The sequence below is a fragment of the Lactonifactor longoviformis genome (assembly GCF_042848515.1).
GTDB lineage: Bacteria > Bacillota > Clostridia > Lachnospirales > Lachnospiraceae > Lactonifactor > Lactonifactor longoviformis.
In genome coordinates, this window is record NZ_AP031453.1 from 1,489,421 (window position 1) to 1,512,250 (window position 22,830).

General features: G+C 51.3%; 21 protein-coding genes and 1 pseudogene. 13 read left to right on the forward strand and 9 right to left on the reverse strand.

The annotated features are described in order from the left end of the window. Positions 1-19: 19 nt before the first annotated feature. The 12 genes and pseudogenes from ACGHCT_RS06955 to ACGHCT_RS07010 form a co-directional block, all read left to right on the forward strand. Positions 20-3,010: a phage tail tape measure protein gene (locus tag ACGHCT_RS06955; protein WP_390439104.1), complete on the forward strand. Its 2,991-nt coding sequence runs from the start codon at positions 20-22 to the stop codon at positions 3,008-3,010. Then, positions 3,007-3,657, forward strand: coding sequence for a hypothetical protein (locus tag ACGHCT_RS06960; protein WP_390439106.1), 651 nt, complete (start codon positions 3,007-3,009; stop codon positions 3,655-3,657). The genes ACGHCT_RS06955 and ACGHCT_RS06960 overlap by 4 nt, the downstream gene beginning before the upstream one ends. Beyond that, positions 3,654-5,111 carry a phage tail spike protein gene (locus tag ACGHCT_RS06965; protein WP_390439108.1) on the forward strand — a complete coding sequence of 486 codons (1,458 nt, stop codon included), beginning with the start codon at positions 3,654-3,656 and terminating at the stop codon, positions 5,109-5,111. Before ACGHCT_RS06960 ends, ACGHCT_RS06965 begins: the two co-directional genes overlap by 4 nt. A gap of 15 nt (positions 5,112-5,126) precedes the next feature. After that, positions 5,127-6,941, forward strand: coding sequence for a hypothetical protein (locus ACGHCT_RS06970; protein WP_390439110.1), 1,815 nt, complete (start codon positions 5,127-5,129; stop codon positions 6,939-6,941). A 14-nt stretch (positions 6,942-6,955) separates the two neighbouring features. Next, on the forward strand, positions 6,956-7,501 hold the full coding sequence (locus ACGHCT_RS06975) for a hypothetical protein (RefSeq protein WP_390439112.1): 546 nt from the start codon (positions 6,956-6,958) through the stop codon (positions 7,499-7,501). Positions 7,502-7,530: 29 nt separating this feature from the next. Beyond that, complete coding sequence (locus ACGHCT_RS06980) at positions 7,531-9,441, forward strand: DUF859 family phage minor structural protein (protein WP_390439114.1); 1,911 nt, start codon at positions 7,531-7,533, stop codon at positions 9,439-9,441. 81 nt (positions 9,442-9,522) lie between these two features. Next, positions 9,523-9,939, forward strand: a complete 417-nt coding sequence (locus ACGHCT_RS06985) for a holin family protein (RefSeq protein WP_390439116.1) — start codon at positions 9,523-9,525, stop codon at positions 9,937-9,939. 1 nt (position 9,940) lies between these two features. Next, positions 9,941-10,882 carry an N-acetylmuramoyl-L-alanine amidase gene (locus tag ACGHCT_RS06990; RefSeq protein WP_390439118.1) on the forward strand — a complete coding sequence of 314 codons (942 nt, stop codon included), beginning with the start codon at positions 9,941-9,943 and terminating at the stop codon, positions 10,880-10,882. Positions 10,883-11,033: 151 nt separating this feature from the next. Beyond that, positions 11,034-11,252, forward strand: a complete 219-nt coding sequence (locus ACGHCT_RS06995) for an SHOCT domain-containing protein (protein WP_390439120.1) — start codon at positions 11,034-11,036, stop codon at positions 11,250-11,252. A gap of 60 nt (positions 11,253-11,312) precedes the next feature. Then, on the forward strand, positions 11,313-12,875 hold the full coding sequence (locus ACGHCT_RS07000) for a recombinase family protein (RefSeq protein WP_390439122.1): 1,563 nt from the start codon (positions 11,313-11,315) through the stop codon (positions 12,873-12,875). After that, entirely contained in the window at positions 12,872-13,303 is a 432-nt protein-coding gene (locus tag ACGHCT_RS07005; RefSeq protein WP_390439124.1) for a recombinase, read from the forward strand. The genes ACGHCT_RS07000 and ACGHCT_RS07005 overlap by 4 nt, the downstream gene beginning before the upstream one ends. Continuing rightward, positions 13,290-13,706 (forward strand): annotated as a pseudogene (locus tag ACGHCT_RS07010) (recombinase family protein); the annotation flags it as partial. The gene ACGHCT_RS07005 and the pseudogene ACGHCT_RS07010, both read left to right, overlap by 14 nt. Before the next feature lie 221 nt (positions 13,707-13,927). Here the strand turns inward: ACGHCT_RS07010 and ACGHCT_RS07015 are convergent. After that, a complete protein-coding gene (locus ACGHCT_RS07015) occupies positions 13,928-14,173 on the reverse strand; it encodes a SymE family type I addiction module toxin (RefSeq protein WP_390439126.1) in 246 nt (81 codons plus the stop codon). A 230-nt stretch (positions 14,174-14,403) separates the two neighbouring features. Between ACGHCT_RS07015 and ACGHCT_RS07020 the strand changes: the two genes are divergently transcribed. Next, entirely contained in the window at positions 14,404-14,637 is a 234-nt protein-coding gene (locus ACGHCT_RS07020) for a helix-turn-helix domain-containing protein (RefSeq protein ID WP_390439128.1), read from the forward strand. A 13-nt stretch (positions 14,638-14,650) separates the two neighbouring features. Here the strand turns inward: ACGHCT_RS07020 and ACGHCT_RS07025 are convergent, their stop codons facing one another. The 8 genes from ACGHCT_RS07025 to ACGHCT_RS07060 form a co-directional block, all read right to left on the reverse strand. Further along, positions 14,651-14,962 carry a phage head closure protein gene (locus ACGHCT_RS07025; RefSeq protein WP_390439130.1) on the reverse strand — a complete coding sequence of 104 codons (312 nt, stop codon included), beginning with the start codon at positions 14,960-14,962 and terminating at the stop codon, positions 14,651-14,653. Next, positions 14,963-16,627, reverse strand: a complete 1,665-nt coding sequence (locus tag ACGHCT_RS07030; RefSeq protein ID WP_390439132.1) for a terminase large subunit — start codon at positions 16,625-16,627, stop codon at positions 14,963-14,965. Beyond that, positions 16,605-16,838: a hypothetical protein gene (locus ACGHCT_RS07035; RefSeq protein WP_390439134.1), complete on the reverse strand. Its 234-nt coding sequence runs from the start codon at positions 16,836-16,838 to the stop codon at positions 16,605-16,607. Before ACGHCT_RS07035 ends, ACGHCT_RS07030 begins: the two co-directional genes overlap by 23 nt. Positions 16,839-16,851: 13 nt before the next feature. After that, entirely contained in the window at positions 16,852-17,139 is a 288-nt protein-coding gene (locus tag ACGHCT_RS07040; RefSeq protein WP_390439136.1) for an HNH endonuclease, read from the reverse strand. Further along, positions 17,136-17,408, reverse strand: a complete 273-nt coding sequence (locus tag ACGHCT_RS07045; protein WP_390439138.1) for a phage gp6-like head-tail connector protein — start codon at positions 17,406-17,408, stop codon at positions 17,136-17,138. The genes ACGHCT_RS07040 and ACGHCT_RS07045 overlap by 4 nt, the downstream gene beginning before the upstream one ends. A gap of 17 nt (positions 17,409-17,425) precedes the next feature. Beyond that, a complete protein-coding gene (locus ACGHCT_RS07050) occupies positions 17,426-18,928 on the reverse strand; it encodes a phage major capsid protein (protein WP_390440141.1) in 1,503 nt (500 codons plus the stop codon). Next, on the reverse strand, positions 18,885-20,030 hold the full coding sequence (locus tag ACGHCT_RS07055; RefSeq protein WP_390439140.1) for a phage portal protein: 1,146 nt from the start codon (positions 20,028-20,030) through the stop codon (positions 18,885-18,887). The genes ACGHCT_RS07050 and ACGHCT_RS07055 overlap by 44 nt, the downstream gene beginning before the upstream one ends. Positions 20,031-20,238: 208 nt before the next feature. Further along, a complete protein-coding gene (locus ACGHCT_RS07060; protein WP_390439142.1) occupies positions 20,239-22,581 on the reverse strand; it encodes a phage/plasmid primase, P4 family in 2,343 nt (780 codons plus the stop codon). Between the last annotated feature and the right edge of the window lie 249 nt (positions 22,582-22,830).

Consider the following 22,830-nt stretch of genomic DNA (forward strand, 5'->3'; position numbering starts at 1 on the left):
TATGAGGGAGGTGAAAGCTGTGGCAAATCGTATCAAAGGTATTACGGTGGAGATTGGCGGCGATACCACTGGTCTTGACAAAGCGTTAAAGAGTGTCAATTCTTCCATCACGAAAACGCAGTCTGCCTTAAATGACGTGAACCGTCTCTTAAAACTCGATCCTTCCAATACGGTACTGGTGGCGCAGAAGCAGGAATTACTGGCGCAGGCAGTGAGCCAGACGGAAGAAAAGCTGTCGGCTTTGGAGGCCGCACAGGAGCAGGTGGCCGCAGCTTTTGCCCGTGGTGATATTGGGGCCGATAAGTATCAGGCGTTCCAGAGGGAGATTGAGGAAACCCGTGGGAAGCTGAATAAATACAAGGCTGACCTTTCTGATTTGCAGACGGAGCAGGACGCCCTCTCCCAGAATACCGCAAGGCTGGAAAAATTGTTTGCCGCTACCGGAACAGAGGTGGATGATTATGCGGATGTGCTTGGCAGCAGGCTGACCTCTGCAATTAAAAACGGGACTGCCAATTCTGATCAGCTGCGGGCAGCCCTTGAGAAGATCGGGAAGTCTGCCACAGGCGGCAAAGCCGATATCCGCCAGCTGACGGATGCTCTGGATACTGTGGATGACGGACAGGCGATCCAAAACCTGATCCAGCAGCTAAGAGCGGCCGGGGACGCTGCGGAAAATACAGCGGACGATGTGGGACAGATTGCGGAGAACACGAAGGGCGCTGCACTGATGCAGGCGGCGGATCAGCTGTCTGCCGTGGGCGATAAGATACAGGAGATCGGGGATAAGGCGCTGGATGCCTATACGGATACGGAGAGCGCCGTAACCAAGGTAAATGCTTACTTTGGCGAGACGGGACAGGCTGCGGAGCAGTCTGCAAATGTCATTAAAAATGTGTACTCCTCCGGTGTCGGAGAAAGCATGGATGCTGTGGCCAATGCAGTTTTGATGGTCAAAAAGAACCTTGGGGATTTGAGTGAAACGGATCTCACCAACCTGACCCAGCAGGCGATTACGCTGGAAGAACTGTACGGCATTGACATGAATGAAACCCTCCGGGGTGTCAATTCCCTCATGCAGCAGTACGGTCTGACGGCGCAGGAAGCGATGGACTATATCGTGGTGGGTACCCAGAACGGCCTGGATAAGACCAATGAACTGGGCGATAACCTCTCCGAGTATGCCGGGAAGTTCGCACAGGCAGGCTATTCTGCCTCGGAGTATTTCCAGCTGCTGGACAATGGTTTGAAGAACGGCGCATACAACCTTGATAAGGTCAATGATGCCATCAACGAGGTCACCACCCGTCTGGTGGACGGCACCATCGGGGAGTCCATCGGGATGTTCTCCACAAAGACACAGGAGTTGTTTACCTCATGGCAGAATGGCGGTGCTACCCAGAAACAGGTCATTGACTCCATTGTGGCGGATATCGCCGGGTGTACGAACCAGCAGGAAGCCTTAAACCTTGCGGCGCTGGCCTTCGGTACGATGGCCGAGGACGGAAACCTGAAATTCATCACGTCCCTGACTTCGGTGGGTAGCACCTATGACAGTGTGAAAGGCTCTGCACAGGGGCTGTTTGATGCCACGACCACGCCCATGCAGGAGATGGAATCAAATACCCGGAAGCTACAGCAATCCCTTGTCCCTCTGGGAGAAAAGCTGGCGGAGATTGCCAATACGATCCTGCCGCCGCTGGTCAGTGTGATCCAGACGGTGAGCGGATGGTTTGCGCAGCTGCCGGGGCCTGTGCAGAACTTTATCGTCATCCTTGGCGCTCTGCTGGCAGCCTTTACGGCACTGACTCCGGTCATTGCGGCTTTGGCGGTGTCGGTTGGGGCGCTGAATATCTCCCTCCTTCCGATCATCGCCGTGATTGCGGCGGTAGCGGCAGCCATTGCCGGGATCATCGCCATCATCCAGAACTGGGGAGCCATTACGGAGTGGTTCGGGAACCTGTGGAATACCATCTGCACCGGGATCGGCACCATGATCGAGAGCGTGAAAACGTGGTTTTCCAACCTCTGGACACACCTGCAGAATGTTTGGAATGGCATCTGCAACGTGGTGCAGACGGCTGTGATGCTGCTCGGCTCTATCATTCAGGGGGCTGTGGACATCATTACGCTGCCTTTCCGGTTTATCTGGGAGAACTGCAAAGACATCGTCACTTCCGTCTGGAACGGGATTAAGGATACCGTCAGTTCTGTATTATCGGCCATCTCCGGTGTGATCTCCAGCATCATGGGAGCCATCCAGAACGTGATCAGTTCCATCTGGAACGCCATCAGCAGCAAGGTATCCGCAGTGGTCAATGCCATCAAAAATACCGTGACTTCTGTCTTTAACGCCATCAAGTCGGTGGCTTCTACGGTGTGGAATGGCATTAAATCTGTTATTTCCACGGTGGTGGACGGCATTAAGAACAAGGTTTCCAGTGTGTTTAATGCGGTAAAGAGTACGGTGTCTTCCGTGTTTAACGGGATCAAGAGTACCGCAACTACGGTGTGGAATGGGATTAAGACTGCCATCACGAAGCCGATTGAAGCGGCGAAGAATACGATCAAAGGGATCGTGGATAAGATCAGCGGGTTCTTCTCCGGCATGAAGCTGGAACTGCCAAAGATCAAGCTGCCCCATTTCAAGATTACGGGTAAGCTATCCCTTGCCCCGCCGAGCGTTCCCCACCTGTCGATTGACTGGTATAAGGAAGGCGGTATCCTAACGAAACCGACCATCTTTGGCATGAACGGCAGCAGCCTGATGGCAGGTGGTGAGGCTGGCCGAGAAGCGGTGCTTCCGCTGAAGGGATTTTATAATCAGCTGGAAAATATTTTGTCCAGCAGAATGAATACCAGCGCAATGGAGAAGTATCTGGCAATCATTGCCGAGAACAGCTGCAAGGGGCTGTATCTGGATGACGGGACGCTGGTAGGGCATCTGCTCCCTGCTATTGACAGCGGTCTTGGGAAAACACAGAAACTGCAAAGGAGGCTGAGCCTATGAGGGCAGATGTGAAAATTAATGGCCGTTGGATGTATGCGATGGGCTGGCTCCGCGAAGAGATCGATTTTCCCACGCCGCAGTCGCAGACCAATACGGTGGTGGTGCCGGGGCGCAATGCCCCGATCCGCTTTACGGAGGCACTTGGGCGGGTGTCCTACCAACCCCGGAGTTTTACCATTACGTTGTCTATGCTGGGGAGCCGGGAGAAGTTCAACCAGAGGAAGGATCTTCTTGCCAATCTCTATGCCGGACAGCTGTGTCAGGTGATCTTAAGTGAGGAGCCGGAGCTATATGCCGTTGGTACCTTGGAACTGGAACCGGCCTATGATCCCCTCACCGGGAAGGGGCAGATGATGCTGTCCTGCTCGGACGGAGATTCCTACCGGTATCACACAGAAGAAACGGAGGTCTCCATTACCGGAGGCGGCACGGTGATCCTGAACAATGATTACATGCCGGTGGTACCTACGGTCATCATCACAGCAGAGACGGCGTTCAGTTGGAGCATCGGTGAAGATGTATTCAAGAAGTCTGTCAGCGCCGGGACGTGGACGTTCCCGGAACTGGAACTGCAGGAAGGGCAGAACTCGCTCAGCATTACGGGAGAAGGAACGACTACCTTCCGGTACCGGGAGGGACGCCTATGAGTTTGTTTCGAGTGTTTGTGGATGGCCAGTTATTCTACCATCCCCACCTGTCCCAGCTTTCCGTCACGGAGGCGAAGGTACAGGAGGATGCGGAGAATATCGACAGCCTGACCCTTTCTGCCCCGTTCAACCATCCCTATCTTTCTTCCATTCAGCCGATGGCTTCCACGATTGTCTGCAAGAAGGATGACCTGACCGTATTTGAGGGGCGGGCCTTGGATGACGGGACGGATTTTTATAACACCCACACATGGACGTGCGAGTCCTGCCTTGCGTATCTGAAGGACACGATGCAGCCACCATTTTCCTATCAGGGGCCACTTCGGGGCCTGCTGGAGCAGTTCCTTTCCGTGCATAATGCTGCCGTGGAGGAGAAGAAGCAGTTCACTCTTGGCACGGTGACGGTTACAGATAACAATGACTATATCAGTTACAGCAATTCCGATTATTCTGTGACGCTGGACGCCATACAGGACAAGCTGATCAAAACACATGGCGGGTACTTACAGGTGCGTTATAAGGAAGACAGGAAGGTGCTGGATTATCTGGAGGACTTTTCCGACCGGTCATTACAGACTGTGGAGTTTGGCAAGAACTTGACCGATGTGAAGATTACCCGTGACCACACGGAGCGGGTGACGGCGCTGATCCCGCTGGGGGCGAAGCTGACCGAGACAGACGAGGACGGTAATGAATCCGAGACGGACACCCGGCTGGATATTGCAGCGGTGAACGATGGCAGGAACTATGTGTACGATGAGGAAGCAGTAAAAGAGATTGGTTGGATCTGGACGACCGAAGTTTGGGAGGATGTGACGCTGGCAGGGAATCTGCTGCGGAAAGCAAATGCCAGACTCTCGGAACTTGTGAAAGGTGTCACCAGCATGGAACTGACCATCGTGGATGAGTCCGATACGGGTGCGGATATCGGGGACATCCGGGCAAGGATGTATGTCCGGTGTATTTCCAAGCCACACGGGATTGACGGGACATACCTGTGTCTCAGCCGGACACGGGATTATCTTGACCCTTCCGGCAATACCATCACCATCGGGGCGGCAGGCGTCCGGCTGACTTCCCAGTCCGCCAAACAGGAGCAGAACATCACTTCCATTGAGGATGACCTGTTAGGACAGACCTCCAAGATCGAGGTGATCACGGGGAAAGTGGATCACATCAATGCCCAGAAGATGTACCGGACAGAACTGGTGGTGGATGGGGTGAACATCTTCCGGGATAAGGGGCAGAAAAGCATCCTTCGCTGCCGGGTGTATTCGTGGGACAAGGAGATCACAGATACCCTTCCGGCCAGCAGCTTTGTCTGGCACCGGAATTCCGGCCGGGAAGACCTCGATACCGACTGGGACAGTTCCCATACGGGCATGAAATCCATCACGGTCACCACGGAAGATGTGACGGACAACGCGTCATTTTATTGTGAAATCACGATTTAACAGGAGGAGACGAATATGGCAATTTTAACTTCCAGCCAGCAGACCTTTGTGGATATCACAGATCAGAGGAAACTGTCGGCCTATATCACATCCAATCTGCCCAAGTCGCAGATTGAAGACCCTAACGTGCTGCCCCATACCTATGCGCCGGATTGGGCCAGCACACCTTTGACCCTTACCCCGGTGGTGTTCCTCGATCAGACCAATCTGGCGCTGGACGCATCGGGGCTTACGATCTCGTGGAAACGGAAGGAGGGAAACGGTGCGGAAGCGGCGCTGACCTCCGGGGAGAGCGTTTCCAAAGGCGTCCTGACGGTCAATGCCAATAAGCTGGCAGCGGCTGCATCCGGGATGCTCACCTACCTTTGCTATATCAGCTATTACGACTCGGAGACGAAGAACACGGTCAATATCTCCGCCGACATCACTTACACGCTGATCCGCAACGCACAGAACGCCAAGCTGGCCTATCTGTCTGCGGACACCTATGTGTTTAAGTATGATTCCAATTCCTCTCTGGTCGGGGCCAAGCAGGCTACCCTGACGGCACAGGTGCAGGGAGTTACCATTACGGCATGGCAGTACAAGGACAGCACCGGGGCATGGAAGGATTATCCGACCACGCCGGATAACACCAGCATTTCCGGCGGTACCTTGGTGGTCAAACCGGATCACGCAGTGTTCTTTAACGGGGTGGCCCAGATCAAGCTGGCCACCGATGACCCGGATGTGTATGATACCACTTCCCTCACGAAAATCTATGACGGCTCTCAGGGCGAACCGGGTGCGGCCGGAACGGGCGGGCTTTCCGTCATCCTTGGAAACGAGGCCCAGAATATCGCCTGTACTTCCGGCGGTCTGGTAGCGGCGGCTACAGAGGTGACCATTCCCTTTATGGGATATGTGGGAATCAATCAGACTGCCTGTACCTGTACGGTAGGGACGCTGCCCTCTGGGGTGACGGTGAAAAGCAATACCGCTGCGACCGCTTCCAAGGCCGGGTCAGTGGTGCTGACCTTTGCCGTCAATGCGACCCTCGGCGGGGCAACGGTCTTAAACGGCACGGTTGACCTGACCTTTACGATCTCTGGGGCCTCCGTGGTGAAGAAGTTTGCATGGACGAAATCCAATAAGGGCAGCAACGGGGCCAGCGGAGCCAATGCGATTGTGTTCTCCGTGTATGCGCCGGAAGGCACGGTGGTCATTAACCAGTCCGGCAGCCTTGCATTAGCGGCTGTTGGTTATGACGGCGCTTCTGAGATTACGACAGGAGCAACCTATCAGTGGGCGAAGTACACGGGCGGCGAATGGGAGAATATCAGCGGAGAGACGTCCTCCACTCTGTCGGTATCCGGAGCGGATATCGTGAATATCCAATCCTATCGCTGCACGATGACCTATAAGGGCAATACCTATGAGGATGTGATCACGGTGGAGGATAAATCCGACCCTTATGTGTCGGAGATGCTCTCCATCGGAGGCTTTACGGTCAAGAACAATCTTGGCGGCGTGGTGCCTTATGTGATCGTCCGCACCAACCAGAAGGAAGTCGATCCCCTGCTTGGCAGTATCTCGGAGACCGCCCCGTCCAACCCCAAGGAAGGGGATTTCTGGTATCAGGTGGATCACTCCGGCCAGACGGTGACTCTGATGAAGTATTCCGGCTCAGCTTGGACAGCCGCCACGGAAAAGCAGTCCCTGACCTACACATGGTATGCGCAGGACAAGGACGGACACGCTGCAGAGTTTGATAAGACTGGGAAGGTGATCTACCTTTCCGCTGCGGATATTGACAGCATCCTGACGCTGCAGTGTGATGTCTCCAACTGACCGGGGGTGATAGCGTGGCATTAATTACCAGCTGTCAGGCTACTTTCCAGAATTTCTCTGGCTATGAGGATGACATTGCTTCCTTGGAGGAAAACATCCGGGAATGCTACTCTGAAATCACGAAAACCTCAGAGCAGATCAATATGTCCGTCCGGGAAGAATTCATTTCCCGCTCGGAACTGGAGACCATCCAGAAGGATTTCGAGACCAGCATTACCCAGAACAGCACGGAAATCCGGATGGATTTCACGGCGATCACGGATGAGATCAAGGAAAATGTCTCTACGAACCAGTTGCTTTTGGAGGAGTATATCCGGTTTAAAGGGGCGCTCATTGAACTGGGGAAGGTCGGGAACGCCTTCACGGCAGAAATGTCCAACGAGGAACTGGCTTTTAAGGAGAACGGGCAGAAGATTGCCTATATCTCCAACCAGAGCCTTGTGATTACTAATGCGGAGATCCGCAACAAGCTGTCTCTCGGCAATGAGAGCCGGGGGTGGTTTGATTTTATACCAAGAAGCAACGGGAACCTCTCGATCAAGTGGAGAGGCCCGGTCTGAAACGCTGATGATGGGAAGAGGTGAGAAGAATGGCATCCAGCGGCAGTTTTTCCGGTTCCATCCGGGATGGGCATTATAAGCTGCGGGTGGACTGGTCGCAGAGCAAGAATGTCTCTGCCAATACGTCTACCATTACCTGTAAGCTGTATCTGGTGAATGACTGGAGTTTAAGTATTAGCGGACGAAGCGACAATACCTGCACCATTGACGGATCGGCGCAGACGTTTTCCTCCCCAGCAATCAGCAGTACGGGGACACATTTGCTGGGAACAGTATCAAGGACAGTCAATCATGCCAGCGATGGCAGTAAGTCCTTGATGATTTCCGCTGTGTTCCAGATCCGGGCCACGTTAAGCGGGACGTACTATGGAACCATCTCAGCAAGCGCCAACATCACGCTGGACAGCATTCCACGTGCATCCAGTGTATCCGCCGGAAACATGACAATGGGATCTGCTGGAAAGATTACGATCAGCAGGGCATCCTCTTCGTTCACTCATACGCTGACCTATTTCTTTGGGAATACCAGCGGGACGATTGTGACCAAGACAACGGCAACATCCGTATCGTGGACGCCAGCCCTTTCTCTGGCCAGTCAGATTCCGAATGCGACCAGCGGCACCTGTACGATTACCTGCACCACCTATAACGGGAATACGAATATCGGCTCCAAGACCTGTACGCTCAGTTTAAGTGTCCCCGCCAGTGTGAAGCCCACCATCTCCAGCCTGACTGCATCCCGGATTGACGGGGACGTCCCCAGTGCGTGGGGGATTTATGTACAGACGAAATCGAAGGTCAAGCTGACCATCAACGGGGCGGCGGGAAGCTATGGCTCCACCATTAAATCTTACTCCATTACGGGCGGCGGATACAGTGGCTCGGCATCTACGCTGACCACTGGGTTTCTCAACAATTCCGGGACGATTACTTTCAAGGCAACCGTAACGGATTCCAGAGGACGGGTATCAGCGGAGGCATCCGTTTCCATCACGGTGACTGCCTATTCCCCGCCATATTTTGATTCCTCCATGTCCCAGCGGTGCCTAAGCAACGGGACGCTGGATGATGACGGGACATACATCCATGCGCTGGTGTCCTTTGGCTATTCCACCTGCGGCGGGAAGAATACCCTCAAAACCTCCGTTCAGTACAAGCAAGTGTCTGCGGAGCAGTGGACGGACGCCGGGGTGACCTTTGCCTCCAATACGGCCTTCACCTACGGCAAAGGACAAATCTCTACGGAGACATCCTATGATGTGCGCTATACCTTGGAGGATGCGTTTTCCACCATCTCCGTGCAGGAGATTGTCTCCACAGCTGCCGTGGTTATGGACTTTAAGAGCGGTGGCAAAGGCGTGGCGATTGGGAAGGTATCGGAAACTGATAACACCTTTGAGGTAGCCGAGAACTGGGACGTGAAGGTCTATGGGATGCTCCTGAAAGAATACATTCAGCAGTTTGCCAAAACCATGTACCCCGTGGGCAGTATTTATATGAGTGCCAGTTCCACGAACCCGTCTACCTATTTTGGAGGAACATGGGTAGCTTGGGGCAGTGGCAGGGTGCCGGTGGGGATCAATACATCCGACAGTAATTTCAACAAGGCAGAAAAGACAGGCGGAGCGTCTACAGTAGCACTGACCACAGCGCAGATGCCAAGCCACTCCCATGCCAAAGGTTCTCTGACCACGGCGAGTGCCGGGGCGCATACTCATAACCTGCAGAACCAGAAAGCCCCGTGGGGTCTTGAAGGCGGGGGCAACCGCTGCCTTGTAGACGCCACTTCCGGATATACGGCAGTGACCAATAAAACCACAACCTCCGGAGGGGCGCATACGCACACCATTTCCGGCTCCACTGCGGCGGCAGGTTCCGGTAGCGCCCACAACAATCTGCAGCCATATATCGTCTGCTATATGTGGAAGCGGACAGCATAACTTCATATTTTTTTGAAATCAGTGACTGTTCTTCGGGGCAGTCGCTTTTTTCATACCAACATTTCAAAGGAGGAACGCACCATGAAAGAATTCTGGAACACCATCCAACTTATCTTTTCCGCTGTGGGCGGCTGGCTGGGATATTTCCTTGGAGGCTGTGACGGCCTGCTTTATGCCCTCATTGCCTTTGTGGTGATCGACTACATCACGGGTGTGATGTGCGCCATTATCAACCGAGAGTTATCCAGCGCAGTTGGCTTCAAAGGGATCTTCCGCAAGGTACTGATCTTCCTTCTGATCGGAATCGCAAACATCATCGATGTGCAGGTGATCGGAACCGGGGCAGTCCTACGGACGGCGGTGATCTTCTTCTACATCTCCAACGAAGGCGTGAGCTTGCTGGAGAATGCGGGACATCTGGGACTGCCGATCCCGGAAAAGATCAAAACGGTATTAGAACAGCTCCATGACAGAGCAGAGAAAGAGGAGGAAAAATAATATGGCTTACACAAACAGTTCCCTTGTATCTTACACAAAACTTAGCCCGAACCATTCCGGGCAGAGGACGCATTCCATTGACCGGATCACGCCCCACTGTGTGGTTGGCCAGCTGACGGCGGAGAGCATCTGCGGATGCTTTACCAGCCCGTCCAGAGAAGCCAGTTGTAACTACGGTATTGGAAAAGACGGGAAAATTGCCCTCTGTGTGGAGGAGAAGAACCGCTCCTGGTGTTCTTCCAGCAGCGCCAACGACCAGAGGGCGGTCACCATCGAGTGTGCCAGCGATCTGAATGCTCCCTACGCAATGACCACCGCCGTTTACAATTCCCTTGTGAAACTGTGTACGGACATCTGCAAGCGGAACGGGAAAAAGAAACTCCTCTGGCTGGGGGATAAGAATAAGACACTGAACTATTCCCCGAAATCTGATGAGATGGTGCTGACCGTCCATCGCTGGTTTGCGAACAAGTCCTGTCCGGGAGACTGGCTGTATTCCCGTCTTGGGGATTTGGCCTCCAAGGTAACGGCGGCACTGGGAGGTTCTTCTTCCGGCTCTGCGACTTCGGCCTTATACCGTGTTCGCAAAAGCTGGTCGGACGCCAAGAGCCAGAAGGGAGCCTTTAACAATCTGGATAACGCCAAGAGATGCGCTGACTCCAATGTAGATTATTCCGTGTATGACGAGAGTGGGAAGGTAGTTTACACCGGAAAGCAGACCGATTCTGGAAGTTCGACCGGCTCTTTCCTGGTACAGGTAACAGCGACCGACCTGAATATTCGTAAAGGTCCCGGTACGAATTACGCCAAGACCGGCAAGTATACCGGGAAAGGCGTATTTACCATTACCGAGGTAAAATCCGGCACGGGTTCTACTGCGGGTTGGGGTAAACTCAAGAGCGGTGCTGGCTGGATTTCCCTGGATTACTGTAAGCGTCTTTAAGTAAAGAAAAGAGGAAGAATGGGCTTGCCCGTGGGCTGTGCGATAGTTGCATGGCCTGCGGGCCTTATTTTTTTTGCCTGCGATACCCCCTCAAAGCACCGGGAAAATCTCCGTATTCTGAAGGAGGCATCCTTCGGATGGGAGGAATACCATGCAGGTGACAAAGATAACGGTTGGTTTTCAGAATCAGACGGTTGAACGGAAACCTTTCACAGATGAGGAACTGCAAAAGGAATTTGATTATTATATGGCGCAGAAACTGCTGGAAAATCTGTGGGAGGCAGGTCTGATTACCAAGGAAGAATTAGACAAAATCACGGCGAAAAACCGCCAGTCTTTCTCTCCTTATCTGACCCGGATTATGCCCTGAATGACTTGCTATTTGTAGGTTTTAGAGCGAATATGTCCGTACCGAAAGAGAGGTGAGAGGATGAAACGGATCACAAAGATTGAAGAAAATATGCTCCTTGGAAAGAGAAAGCTTAGAGTGGCGGCCTACTGCCGGGTATCCACAGCCAGTGAGGAACAGCTTGTCAGTCTGGCGGCGCAGAAGGCTCACTATGAAAACTATATCAAATCCAATGATGAGTGGGAGTTTGCCGGACTTTATTATGATGAAGGCATTTCTGGTACGAAAAAAGAAAAGCGGGATGGGCTGCTGGCCATGGTTGCCGCTTGCGAGAGAGGAACGATTGACTTCGTCATTACCAAATCCATCAGCCGTTTTGCCAGAAATACCACAGACTGTCTGGAACTGGTGCGGAAGCTGCTGGACTTAAATATCTACATCTATTTTGAAAAAGAAAATCTAAACACGGGCGCCATGGAAAGCGAACTGATGCTTTCCATCTTAAGCGGTCTGGCAGAAAGCGAATCCGTGTCCATTTCTGAGAATGAGAAGTGGGGCATCAAGCGGCGGTTCCAGAATGGCACCTTCATTATTTCCTATCCCCCATATGGCTATGCCAACGTGGATGGGGAAATGATGATTGTGCCGGAGCAGGCAGAGATTGTGAAACAGATCTTTGCGGATACGCTTGCAGGGAAAAGCACCCATGAGATTGCAAAAAGGCTGAATGAGCAGGGCGTTGCCACCAAGAAGGGCGGGCGCTGGACGCCGGGTACCATCAACGGCATCATTGGGAATGAGAAATATACCGGGGATGTCCTGTTCCAGAAGACCTATACAGATAACAGCTTTAACCGCCATCAGAACCGGGGAGAAGTTGACCAGTATCTCATGCAGGACCACCATGAGGCAATCATCAGCCGGGAAGAGTTTGAACGTGCCAATGCAGTTTTGAAACAGCGGGGACGGGAAAAAGGGAATGGTCATGATACTGGGAGATATCAGAACCGGTACGGCTTTTCCGGCCGAATCTATTGCGGGGAATGCGGCGGCAAATATAAAAGGCGGCTGCATTATAAACCCAGCGGCCAATATGTCGCATGGAGCTGTGTTACCCATCTGGCGGACAAGGAGCGCTGCTCTCAGAAATACATTACGGATGACGCCCTAAAACTGGCGTTTGTTACCATGATGAACAAACTGGTCTTCGGCCAGCAGATGGTGCTGCGCCCTCTCCTGCAAAGCCTGCGGGGTCTGAATGATCAGTCCCGGCTGCTAAAAATTGAGGAATTGGAAACAGCAATTGAGAAAAACAGGGAGCAGAAACAGGTGCTGACGAACCTGATGGCAAGCGGCTATCTGGAGCCTGCCCTTTTTAATAAGGAAATCAATGAGCTTGCGGCGGAAGCGGAAACCCTGTGTCGGGAAAAGGAAGGACTGATGCGTTCCGTCAACGGGGATATGGTCAAAGTCGAAGAATTACAGCGGCTGCTCCGGTTTACATCCAAAGGGATCATGCTCACAGAGTTTGATGATGAGACCTTTCTTTCCTTTGTGGAACGGATTATTGTGCTGTCCAGAAAAGAAGTTTCTTTTGAATTGAAATGTGGGCTGTCTCTAAAAGAAAGGCTGGTGGAACTATGAGACACATTCCGTATGGATACCGGATTGAAAACGGCCGGGCGGTCATTGATGAAGAACAGGCTGCCACGGTGCGGGAATTTTTTCAGAACTATATTTCCGGCATGGCGCTGATGCCTGCCGCCGAGAAGGCTGGATTAAAGCTGTACCACGGGAGCGCCGGCAGGATGCTCCGAAACAAGAAGTATCTTGGCGATGATTACTATCCTGCTATTATCGATAAAGAAACCTTTGATAAAGCAGAAGAAATCCGCATGAGCCGGGCAAAAGCGCTGGGGCGGGTGTGGGAACTGGAAGGAAAGAAGGACATCCTTTTTCCTACCAGCTTTTCCATGTCTGCGGTGAAAAAGGTTTCTGACGATCCCTTTGAACAGGCGGCGTATGCATACAGTTTGATTGAGAGCGAGGTGGATATGGGTGGAACTGAGTAGGAACATCACCGTGATCCCGGCCAGAAAGCGCGTGGGCAACACAGCCGCAGCCGAGCAGCGTCCAAAGCTGAAAGTCGCCGCTTACTGCCGGGTATCCACGGACAGTGAGGAGCAGGCGTCCAGCTATGAAGTGCAGGTGGCGCATTATACACAATTTATCCAGAAGAATCCGGAATGGGAGCTGGCAGGGATTTATGCCGATGATGGGATTACCGGGACGAATACGAAAAAACGGGAGGAATTTAACCGTATGATCCAGGACTGCATGGCCGGAAATATTGATATGATCATTACCAAGTCTATCAGCCGTTTTGCCAGAAATACCCTGGATTGCCTGAAATATATCCGGGAACTGAAGGAGAAGAACATCCCGGTTTTCTTTGAAAAAGAGTATATTCAGAGCAGGCTATATTTGGCACAACCGCTAAATATAGCCTGTTTTCTTTTGGGAAAATACTATATATTGTGGTTCTGTACAATTATAAATCAAGGTTTTGTGTCGTTTGTCGCTTGTTTGTCGCTTAAATCCATTAAATGATATTTGAATATGCTGTAAGTCAAGCGACAAAAAAAGAGCCTGATAAAATCAAAATTGACTTTACCAGACTTCCTTTTTGCCGCCATTCAATCCGCGCTTTCAGCAACCTTGCTAACGGGCTGATTCTCCAAAATTTCTTGATACCCCTCTAACGCCATATCAGCCCTTGTAATGGTGAGCCTGCCGCCTTCGCATTTCACATCAATAGGTACTCCCATATCAAAGCCACAATCTTTCAGCCATTGTCCCTTTAACGTAATAGTCGGCGTTGCTTTGTAATGATACCCGCTTTGTTCACAAACTTTCATACTTCGGTATTCCTTAAAGGCCATATGTTTTTCTCCTTTCAGTTCCAAATATGCTATAGCGAATTAAAGTATGCGAAAACATACTTTTGTGACTTGATGTAATTATAATATATTTTATTTCACTCGTCAATATGCTTCCGCTAATTTTAAAATGCTATCGCATACTTTTTGCTTCTTTCAAGAAAAATGGCATTTGACAGCATATTATAGTCTGCTTATAATAATAAAAGAACCGTGAAAGGAGATTATTTGCTATGATTGCGTTCTATAAGCTATGGGACAAAATGAACCGAATGGGTATCCGCAAAAAAGATTTAAAAGATAAAAAAATCATAAGCGCCGCCACAATCAACAAAATGAACAACAATGAAATAGTCACCACGGAAACCCTTGATAAACTCTGTGAATATCTCAAATGCCAGCCGGACGAAATACTGGAATACATTCCGAACACGTCGGCAGAGGAAACGTCACCCGATGAAGAATAAGGGCGCAATCAAATTATGACTGCGCCTTACAATAAAGCGTCAAATCCGCTTTATATCCCTCAAACACATCAACCCTCGTTATATCGTATAAAACACCTTTATACCTTATAACGTGGGTTGTCTTTATATTCGCCCGGTAACTAATTTGAAACAGCACGGTTTCATTTGTTTTGGTCGAAACCCCTGTGACAACTTCCTGCCCCGACAGTTGACGGAAATAAGCCCACACAGCGGCAACAGGCACAAGAGTTTTTATCATGTTTCCTATTTTGTCTTTGGTATACTGATGTTCACAGATTTCTATTTTCTTATCCTTTAACTTCATTCAGATTGCCCCCGTATATTCATTGTAGTGTTCATAAAGCCCAACATAACAGTCAAGCAGCGCCGCCGCGCCGTCAATGCGTTGTTTTGGCGACTGATTTTTGACAGGCACAATATTTCCGTTCCGGTCAGTCTGAACGCCCGTATTCGTCAGACACCATTTCAAAATAGAATTGTTATTATAATTGACTTTATGCGCCTTTAAGTCCGCGCCTAACATCTGCATAGGCAGGGAAAGCGTCTTTGCTCCCTGTATGCAGCGGACCATGTTAAAACCCTGCATTTGCATTTCTTCCACAAAATAACGCGCGCTGTAGCTGTCATAATAAATCCACGCCGGGAAAAGCTCATACTGCCTCACCATTTCAACAAACCATGCGGTAACGTCACTGTAATTGATAGAATTGCCGTTGCACAGGCGCAACAAGCCACGTTCAAACCATTTGTCATAGGGGATTTTATCCTGCTTCACACGTTCCGGCAGATTGTCGGCAGGCAGCCAGTACATTTGCCGGACATACTTCTTATCGTTGCCCCGGCGCATAAACAGCAGGCTTGCACAAGTCAGGTCGGTGGTAATAGACAGGTCAGCGCCGCCGATACAATAAGCGCCCTTAAAATCCGCAAGGTCAAAACATTCTGTATTGTTGATAGCGTCAAAGGAAAGCCACGCCGATTTCACCGTTTCCCGGATATTAAATTCCTTGCAGAGAACGCCGTTTAAATCGTTCGGGTTCTGCTTCGCCCGCTCCACCTTTATGTGTAGGTCGTCCAGCTTTTTAATACGTCCCAAAGACGGGTTCGCTTTATACCATGCGGCAGGTTCCGCCCATTCATCACGCTTGTCAAGCTCATACAGGACGGGCAGAAAAGTATCGTCCGTTAAAACGCCGTCTGCGACTTCACAAGCATGGTGATACATCTCATCAAAAATACATTCCCGCACCGTCCCGGCGGTGGTTATCATCACAAGTAAAGGCTGGCGGCGTGCGCTCTGTGACTGCCGCATTACTTCATAAAGGTTTCTGTCCTTAATTTGATGCAACTCGTCCATGATAACAAAACTTGCGTTCAGGCCGTCCAGGCTGTCAGAATTACGGGAAAGCGGCTGCAGCTTTGCCATAGCAGGGGTAAAGTAAAGGTCGCTTTTCCGTTTGCGGATATGCTTTGACAATTCCGGCGACTGCTTCACCATATTATGACATTCATCAAACAATAGCCTGGCCTGTGCGTATTTGGTCGCTGTACTGTAAACCTCTGCGCCGCCCTCGCCGTCAGCGGTAAGCATATACAGGGCAAGCCCCGCAAGCAGCGTGCTTTTGCCGTTTTTACGCCCTACAAGAAAAAATGCTTCCCGGTATCGGCGCAAGCCCGTATCAGCGTCAACAAAGCCGAACAGGGCTTGTATGAACGCCTTTTGGAACAATTCAAGGGCAACACGCCGTCCCGCCCATTCCCCCTTAGAATGACGGCAGAACCGCTCTATAAACGTAATCGGGCGGCTTGCCTTGTCCTCGTCAAACACATACCGCCCCGGTGTCTGCGTTTCCTCTGCAAGCCTCGCATACAAAGCCTTAATACGTCTGCTGGCCGGGATTTCGCCCCGCTGCAGCAGACCATTATATTGTATGATAAAGTTCATGTCACACCGTGGAGGTAAATTCAAGCAGAGCGTCCTTTTCCGTACATTCGTTTTCGTCCTCCGCTACAAGCTGCAAATAGGCTTTCTGCGTCGTCAGAAAAGTACGCATAAGGGAGGTATAATCCTTATATGCGCCTCGCTCCTTAATTACAGCAAGTTCCTGCTCCATATAGATAAGTTCATCACGCAAAGCGTTGACTGCCATTTGCCGTTCCGTGCTATAAGTCTCATTCATGTTCGTTCCCCTCTCATTCAATTTTAACAAGTTCGCCGTTGCCGTCAAAGCCATAGCCTGCCGCAATCGCCCCGCCGTTTGAAAAATGTTCTTTATTATGACATTCAAGGCACAGGCTTTCAAGGTTTGCCGGATTCATGCTGATTGTAGGGTTATCAATATTTGCCGGGTTCAAATACTGCCTATGGTGGGCGATTTCTGCGGGCGCGCCGCACCGTTCACAGATATAATTCCTAGACAGCAGGAATGCCTTTGACAGCCTACGCCACGCCGCTGAATTGTAAAAAGCCTTTTGCGTCACGGCTGCCCCCGCTCTGCGCTCAACGCCTTTAACAGACAATCTATCACCCGCTGCAGCTTGTCCGTATCGGCATTTTCGCCATAGTACCATTGCCAAAGGATAAACCGCCCGGCGGTCAGGGCGACAGGGGAATAGCAGCCCCCGTCCGCCCTGTACCCTGTGGCGTGATATAGGTATTCCGGCAACGCTTTGACAAGGGCTGAAATTTCACCGTCATTGTCCATGCCGTCAATACGCAAAATGTTTCTTGCTTCATCAATGGTAAACATTGCCGTTTCCCCTTTCTTTAAGCAGCGGTGACTTCAATTTTCACGAATGCGCCGGGAACAATAGGCTTGCCGTCTGTGATACAAAGCGCCCTAAAATCAATCAGCCCGCTAGTAAAGCCGCTTTCCCTGCTAACCTCGACAGCCACGCCCTGCGGGATATTCACACCGTAATAAAGGAAATTGCCGAAAAGGACCGTTCCCGCCGGGATATTATCATCAAGGACAATCTCAAAGCCGAATAAACGGCGGACACCGCCGCTTTCCGTGTCGGTGAAAATATACCTGCCGTCATTATCTTTCAGCGTATACACCCGCCCGAACAGGGTTGCGGCGCTCATGGCAAATTTTGCACCGCCTGTATAACCTGCGGGCATTTTGGCAATAGCGGCAAGCAGATTATCGGCAGTTAAAGCATTCGTGCTGATTGTGTTAGCGTCCGTCCAGTCAACGCCGGACATAATGCCTGTTGGCTGCCCCGCGCCCGTGCCGGACACGATAGCCGCCCCGATTGCGTCCGCAACAGCGCTGCGTAATTCCTGCGTGATATAGCTTTCAAAAGCGGTAATATCCATGCGGCGGGCCGCCGCGCTCATGGAAAGCACCTTTACAAGTTCAAGCCCGGAAAAAGTCACGGCGGCAGTCGCCGCATTGCCGCGCTCAACAGACGCGCCCTCAACATGCCAGCTTGCAGCGTCCGACGGCGTACCGACAGGCACGGACAGATTCGACGGCACATGAAAGATACGCACCTCATTATAAAGCCCGTTTGTCCCTCTTGCCTGCTTGACAACCTCGTTCAAGGTCTGCGTCGGGACGACGGCGACACTGTTTGACAGGGTATTAAAGCTGTCCGCCCGCTTTTCAGCAGCGGCAGCGCCAAAGGCTCTTGTCTCGCCGTCGCTCAGTTCTTTCCCCAACAGACGCTTAAAAAATGCGCTGCGGTATTCCGGGGCTGCGTGGGTGTCAGGGTTCATGGCTGCCCCATTCAGGACGGCGCTTTCAATAGGGTTAAAAAGATTCATAGTCTTTACTTCCTTTCCGGCTCTCGCCTGTACGCTGGTTTGTGGATAGGCAGCCCGGTTTACAATCGAAATTTCATAAACCGCTGCGATTTTGGTAATCGTGCATTCCCGTTTCTGCTCGTCAAAAGCGTATTCGGCAATATCAAACGCAAATGACATTTCAGAAAGGTCGCCGCGCCTGACAGCTTCATAAACGCTGCGGCCCTGTTCGGTGTCTGGAAGCTGTGCCCGCATTTCAAGCCCTGTTTCCGATACGGTCAGTGTCAGGGTTTTAGGTGAACGCGCAAGGGGAATCCCCGTGCCATTGTGATTGACAAGCAGGGTGATATTATCAAGGTCCACACCGTCAAGGGCATTCCCGGCGATAAATTCCGTATAGCCGCCCATATCGGCGGGCTTGTCAAAAACAATTACGGTCCCCTTGACAATCAAGGGCTTGTCGGCTGCCCGGACGTTATACGCCCGTGTCTGTGTCTGTTTCATTTTCCTGTACCTCACTTTCTTCAAATTGGTATGCGTCCGCTTTGTCTGCGGTCACATAGTTCAGGCTTTGCAAGCGGCGGTCGCCGTCCGGGACTTCGGGTAGGGCAAGCAGCTTGCGGGATTCATTGATTGAAATCACGCCGAACGGCAGTAATTCACGCAATAAAGAAATCCGGGTTGCGGCGCTGGAAAATTCTAACCGTTCGGCGGTAAAGGTGATTTCACCGCCGCACTTGCGGGAATATTCAAGCGACATTTGGATAGCAAAGGGTTCAATCAGACTTTCATAGAACGCCGCAAATTCATCTTCGGTATACTCTGCGCTTACAATTTTCGGGGAAAGCCCTAAATAGGCGCATATCTGTCTGTTTATAGCTTCTGCCTGCTCCTGCGGCACGTTATAAGCCGTCTGTGCGGTCGGAACAAATTCAAAACGCTGGTCGGTGGCCGCAATGCCGCCCGTGTTCGATAAATTGAAATAGTCCTTTACAAACTGGTCTTTTTCCGCTTTCACCTGCGCCGGATTCACAAGGCTTGTAAACTTCAACACACCCCGGATATTCGTTGCATTCTTTACCGCCGCCCCGGTTGCTTCGGTCAGGGTATGCGCCGTCTCAATGAGCGGATAAAGCGGCGCATTGTCGCTGCCCAACAATTCATTGGTGGAATAGTGGCGGCGCAAGTGGATAATATCAGCATAGGGCAGCAACACTTCCTTGCCGTCGCTGAACATCATTTTCGTGTACAGCGTCCCGTCCTGTGTTCCAATAAATTCCACGCTTGCAGGTGTCAGCGGATAAAAAGCCGTCACGTTCCGGCTACGCTGAATCAGGATAAAGGCATTGTTTGTGGTGAAATAAGCCGTTGCCGTTTTATAAAGCAGGTCATAGGTTGTCATATAGGGGTTAGGGCTGCCGGACAGCAGGTTTTCAATTCCGCTGTCCTGTGCATGGGCTTTCAGCTTTGCCGCATGGCGGGCGATAGCGTCCACGGCAGAACGGAAAGCTGCATTTCCATATGCCGTGCCGCCGAATGCCGTAAAACCGCTTTGTATTTCAAGGGTAATGCCTTGCGGTTCAGGCTCTTTCCGTCTGAATAATTTCTGCAATGCGTTCATAGGTTTGTGCTCCATTCTGTAAAAATTTATTTTTTCATGCGGGGGAAAAATTAACTCCGGCGTCGGTGTCTGTGGACTGTCCGGGAAGCTGCCGGCCGGGGGAGTGTCCGCGCTGTTTTCATCATTGGGTGACGGGCGGTGACGGCAGTTTACAACCATTCTTTTAGTGAAAGCAATTTTTCAACTTAGAAAAGTATGTTATTTCCTGTCACCTGCCGTCACCCTTGACGGTTCGCCCGGTCAGCGGCGGTACGTTGTCAATGGACGCTGCCCCGTGACAATCCGTGAATGGCGGCGTGATACGCAAGCCTATTACAAGCATTCCGGTTTTCTTTTTATGATACTTAAAGCCTGCGTCTGCCATTGCTTTGTTAAAGTCTGCATTGCTCCGGGTATAGTCCCCGGTACGGCTGCAATGCGCCCGGTATTCTGCGTACAGTACACCGGATTTTTCTGTATATTCCGGTTTGATTTCGCAAGTATCTTCAAGGAAATTGTGCAGCCAGTCATTCGCCGCCCGGTATTCCTCGATTGCGTCAAGTACGCATTGGGGCTGTCTGATTTTGTAGTTGTTCGCAATAAACCGTTTTGCACCCTGTATCATCCACGTCAGAGCCGCCCCGCCTGAATGGTTATACAGAGAATCGGCATAGTTCATAACTTCGCCCTCCATGCCACGGAAACAGGCATTGAACGGAATCACAATTAACCTGTCCCATGTGCCTTTGTCTGTAGTCCCGACTTTTGGCAGGTGGTTTGTATACAGCACGGTTGAGTGTGACGGGATAAAGCTGAATGGCGCTTTAAACTTCTTTTCTGCATAAACCGGGTCAGTGCTGCAAAGTTTCTTCACAACGGCAGTATCAAGCCGCATACCCTCTTCAAGCTCCGCCGCAATGACAAGCCGTTTGCCGCGCAATTCCGCATATTCAGGAGACTTGTTTTTTCGGCAGTTTACGGTCAGGGTTTCAGCGGATAAGTTGCCCGCATAATTCCCCATAACACGGGCAAGCAGATTAAAAAAGGTACTTTTGCCATTGCCGCCCGCGCCGTAAGCAATTACCAGATATTCGCAATACACTTTGCCGACAAGGAACATTCCGGCGATTTCCTGTAAATAGCGCTGCAAATCTTCGTCATTGCAGGTCAGGCGGTGCAGAAATTCAGTGAACAGTTCTGCGCCCGCTGTCCCCGGTGAAACGGCGGTTATTTTAGTGCAGAAATCCTGTGGGTCATGCGCCCGTCCCATGCCTGTCCGCAAGTCCACTGCTCCGCCGGGAGTGTTCAGCAGAAAACCGTCAAAGTCAAGGCTCTCAACGCTAATCTGCAATTTTGGCCTTGCTTCATTCAGGGCGGCGGTAATACGGGTTGTTCTGCGCTGCCCCAACACAAAGGAACGATAATCTGTAGCAAATTTCAGCCGTTCTTTTGCTTTTCCCTGCGCGCCGCTGTCACCGCTTTCAATGGCGGCGTTCTCCATTGCCTGTGCTTTTGAAACAAGTATCCGTGCTTCTTTAAGCTGCCGTTCCGTCAGGTCTTGAGCAAGCCCCTGTGCGGTGATTTCATTTTCATTCCATACCTGCCCGTCATATACAATCCACTTTGTTGCGGCACTGTATTTCAGGCGGTTCCGGTAAAGCCCGGCAAGGACATTTGCCTGCCCTATATCCGTATAGTCAGAGGGTATCAGGCTGTCAGAAAATTCCTGCGTCTGATAGTCCTGCGGCGTCTGATAGTCCAGCGCGGTTTTGACGGTCTTATTATAGAATTTCATTGCGCTGTTCCAAATGGCGGAAAGTTCACTGTCTGGAAGCGGCGGCGTACATTTGGCGGCATATTCCATGTATGCGGCATAAGCCCTGCCGTCAGCGTCCCCGTACTTTTTCAGCAGTTTTCCGGCGTATTGGGATAGTGTGCTGTTCCGTTGTCCCTGTGGGATTTCCGGCAGCAGATTATTAGTCTTTACGCTATCGGCTGCCGGGACAGGCTGTGTATTCAGAAAGTCTGTGACCGTAATATTACCGGGATAGTAGGTAGCAACGGCGTTCTCCACCCCGAAAAGGAAGCGGGCAGCGTCCAGCGCCTTTTCATCAAAATAAGGGAATAAGGCTTGCAGTTTCGCTTTCATGGCCGCATACTTCGCCGGGTCTGTTTCCGTGTTAATCGGGAAATAGTAGTGAAAGCGTGGGCGCGGCGGCCTGCCATTTTTAGGTTTCTTATGGTTGCGGGACGGCACGGCGTAAAACGCTACACCCGGCATATCTGCCTGCACTGTTTCCGGCGTTATCCATTCAGCGGTAGCTTCGGTATGGTCGTTGTCGCTGTCCATTTGCAGGCAGTCCGAGTGCAGAAAAGTGTCAATGCTGCGGTGCGCTCTTATGGTGTTGCCGTGCTTGTCCTTACCGTCCGCATATGCCGCGCATACATGGTCGAATGCTGCGGCTTTCTGCAGGTCCTCTGCGCTGTGGACTTCTACCCGGTGGGGATAGCTTGTATTTGTCGCATTGCCCCGGCAATTATTTCTGAAAACTGTAATGCTGTTCAGGCTCATACAAATTGCCCCCTTTTTGCAAAAAGTCCCGGAAAACGTGCCGTGCTATATAGCAGCGGTTTCCCACCTGAATAACAGGAAACGCTTTGCGTTTTACAAGCGTTCTGATTGCATATTCCGGGAATTGAAATTCCTTTGCAGTTTCCTTTATTGTCAAGGCTGTTTTCTGTTCCATGCTGCATACCCCTTTCTATAAAAGTGCGGTTTTCTTGTTATTTGCTATTGACAACTGCGCTTTTATTGTTTATA

What these genes read in the sequence shown, in the direction of transcription:
- ACGHCT_RS06960 (WP_390439106.1), top strand. Translation starts at nt 3,007, where the DNA reads ATGAGGGCAGATGTGAAAATTAATGGCCGTTGGATGTATGCGATGGGC.
- ACGHCT_RS06965 (WP_390439108.1), top strand. Translation starts at nt 3,654, where the DNA reads ATGAGTTTGTTTCGAGTGTTTGTGGATGGCCAGTTATTCTACCATCCC.
- ACGHCT_RS06970 (WP_390439110.1), top strand. Translation starts at nt 5,127, where the DNA reads ATGGCAATTTTAACTTCCAGCCAGCAGACCTTTGTGGATATCACAGAT.
- ACGHCT_RS06980 (WP_390439114.1), top strand. Translation starts at nt 7,531, where the DNA reads ATGGCATCCAGCGGCAGTTTTTCCGGTTCCATCCGGGATGGGCATTAT.
- ACGHCT_RS06985 (WP_390439116.1), top strand. Translation starts at nt 9,523, where the DNA reads ATGAAAGAATTCTGGAACACCATCCAACTTATCTTTTCCGCTGTGGGC.
- ACGHCT_RS06990 (WP_390439118.1), top strand. Translation starts at nt 9,941, where the DNA reads ATGGCTTACACAAACAGTTCCCTTGTATCTTACACAAAACTTAGCCCG.
- ACGHCT_RS06995 (WP_390439120.1), top strand. Translation starts at nt 11,034, where the DNA reads ATGCAGGTGACAAAGATAACGGTTGGTTTTCAGAATCAGACGGTTGAA.
- ACGHCT_RS07000 (WP_390439122.1), top strand. Translation starts at nt 11,313, where the DNA reads ATGAAACGGATCACAAAGATTGAAGAAAATATGCTCCTTGGAAAGAGA.
- ACGHCT_RS07005 (WP_390439124.1), top strand. Translation starts at nt 12,872, where the DNA reads ATGAGACACATTCCGTATGGATACCGGATTGAAAACGGCCGGGCGGTC.
- ACGHCT_RS07015 (WP_390439126.1), bottom strand. Translation starts at nt 14,173, where the DNA reads ATGGCCTTTAAGGAATACCGAAGTATGAAAGTTTGTGAACAAAGCGGG.
- ACGHCT_RS07020 (WP_390439128.1), top strand. Translation starts at nt 14,404, where the DNA reads ATGATTGCGTTCTATAAGCTATGGGACAAAATGAACCGAATGGGTATC.
- ACGHCT_RS07025 (WP_390439130.1), bottom strand. Translation starts at nt 14,962, where the DNA reads ATGAAGTTAAAGGATAAGAAAATAGAAATCTGTGAACATCAGTATACC.
- ACGHCT_RS07035 (WP_390439134.1), bottom strand. Translation starts at nt 16,838, where the DNA reads ATGAATGAGACTTATAGCACGGAACGGCAAATGGCAGTCAACGCTTTG.
- ACGHCT_RS07045 (WP_390439138.1), bottom strand. Translation starts at nt 17,408, where the DNA reads ATGTTTACCATTGATGAAGCAAGAAACATTTTGCGTATTGACGGCATG.
- ACGHCT_RS07055 (WP_390439140.1), bottom strand. Translation starts at nt 20,030, where the DNA reads ATGAACGCATTGCAGAAATTATTCAGACGGAAAGAGCCTGAACCGCAA.
- ACGHCT_RS07060 (WP_390439142.1), bottom strand. Translation starts at nt 22,581, where the DNA reads ATGAGCCTGAACAGCATTACAGTTTTCAGAAATAATTGCCGGGGCAAT.